This window comes from Synechococcales cyanobacterium T60_A2020_003, from assembly GCA_015272205.1.
Classification (GTDB): domain Bacteria; phylum Cyanobacteriota; class Cyanobacteriia; order RECH01; family RECH01; genus JACYMB01.
Genome location: JACYMB010000095.1, coordinates 1 through 1758, shown reverse-complemented (window position 1 = coordinate 1758; position 1758 = coordinate 1). Strand labels below are relative to the sequence as shown.

3 protein-coding genes are annotated in these 1758 nt (G+C 48.9%); 1 reads left to right on the top strand and 2 read right to left on the bottom strand.

Going from position 1 to position 1758, the window contains the following annotated elements:
• Position 1: 1 nt before the first annotated feature.
• Together IGR76_04765 and IGR76_04760 are read right to left on the bottom strand one after the other, a co-directional pair.
• Positions 2-379 (bottom strand): (2Fe-2S) ferredoxin domain-containing protein, encoded by a 378-nt coding sequence (locus IGR76_04765; GenBank protein MBF2077834.1) that lies wholly within the window; start codon positions 377-379, stop codon positions 2-4.
• Between the two features lie 54 nt (positions 380-433).
• Positions 434-913, bottom strand: coding sequence for a 2TM domain-containing protein (locus IGR76_04760; protein ID MBF2077833.1), 480 nt, complete (start codon positions 911-913; stop codon positions 434-436).
• Between the two features lie 456 nt (positions 914-1369).
• On the opposite strand from IGR76_04760, the gene IGR76_04755 reads away from it, so the two are divergent.
• Positions 1370-1693 carry a hypothetical protein gene (locus tag IGR76_04755; GenBank protein ID MBF2077832.1) on the top strand — a complete coding sequence of 108 codons (324 nt, stop codon included), beginning with the start codon at positions 1370-1372 and terminating at the stop codon, positions 1691-1693.
• Positions 1694-1758 lie beyond the last annotated feature (65 nt).

The window sequence follows — 1758 nt, the reverse complement described above, 5'->3', positions numbered from 1 at the left end:
CTCATCTGAATTCTGCTTGCTGCTTTCCTTTTTGGATCAATTGGATAAAGTCGAGCTTAGCATAGGAATAATAGGCATGCATTCTGGGATGAAGCAATGCCTCTACAGGCTGATCTTCAATCAGATGGCTCTGCACAATAGCGGCCACGTGCTTAGGGGCGATCTGGCAGTACCAAATGTTATCCGGCGTAATGTGTACATTAGGCCCCGCTCCGCACAGCCCCAAACATTGACTGGCACTCACAAATACTCCGTCAGGAACTTGCCGCCGAAACTCCTCCAGTACAACCGCTGCCCCAGCGCGATCGCACGAACGATGCTGACAGACTAAAACACAGCGTCTTCGAGGAGAGGGTTGATTCACAGCGCGTACATCAATGAAGGTTGTGACGGAATGAATGACCGAGAAGCAACTATAACGCCTCTACAACATCTACAGCGAGGGACTAGGGTTGAGGAAACGGTCTAGCACTCGCCCCACGGTTTGCTTTAACTGCCGTTGCCGTTGCCACGTTGCAAATGCCCGTTCATAGGCATCTCCTTGACTCTGAAAGGTGCGCCATCCGTGCAGCGCAATACCCAACCCCCAGCCCACGAGAATATACAGCGCCCATGATACCTGCCCAACCATGACCAGATTCAGCATGATCAAGAAGAGATTGACAATGACATACTTCGTCACGCGCTGACGAAAACGCAGGCGACGGTGTTGATCAAAGAGAAAGCGATCGCGATCAACCTGCTGCCGCTGGAGCCACTCAATCTCGGCGTCATGAAGCTCAGCTATGGAGATCCCCATTTCTTGAGCAATCTCAAGCATCTGACCCCGACTTAGCTCTCCAGCGTTCGCCTGACGCGCGATCGCAATGTTGAGAATCTGCTGCACTTCGTCTTGACGATACAAATCCGCCATGAGCCTACTTCAAAAAACAACTAACCAAGAAAAACGGATAAGCGCAGAGCGAATCTAGTAGCTCTTCATCCACTCCCCTTCGTTATAGACAATTTTTCAGTCCCCGTGAAGATCGGTTTTTGCAGCAGAAAGTTCGGCTATTTCTCCAGGAACCGTCGTGTAACGCCATTTAGAGTAGGCTCAGTCATCTATGAAAATTTGAAAACTTTCTTAATCTTTCGCTGCGATTTGACTAGAATGTTAAGTAAATCTTGTTGATGATCTAAGAAATCCCAAAGTGCGATCGCTCCGTTCGCCCATAAGATACACGTAATTAGATCTTCTACACATTGCGATACAGTCGCTCCTCTGTGCTGGAGCAAGGTTTGGATACATATGGGGGTTGATGTGAGTACAGACGACGCAGTCCAAAGCAACGGGCATACAGAAAACGCTAAAGAGGAAACCAATAAGAAAATGCAATCAACTGGGAAGAGCAAGGCATCAGCCCTAGCGGTCAAGTCAACCAAAGGCAATGAGTCTGACGGGCCTCGTTACGTTCTAGGTATTCGCCCAATCGAGCCTAGCCATCTGGAAGTGGTAAATACAGATACTATTCCTGGCCATCGGCCTATTTTTGCAAGCCACCTTCAGGTTGTAGACTCAGAACTTCTTCCTGGACATCGTCCCATTGTAGCTAGCGACCCAGAATTGCTGAATGCGCAAATGTTGATGCCGAATCGTCCCATCGCATCCAACGAAATTGACGATCCTCTTACCCTGATGGACTTTCTTGACTAAGTTTCGCCCCAATGAACTACCCCGCCGCAAGCGGACGGGGTATCAGAATCAAAAAAGAGCAAGTT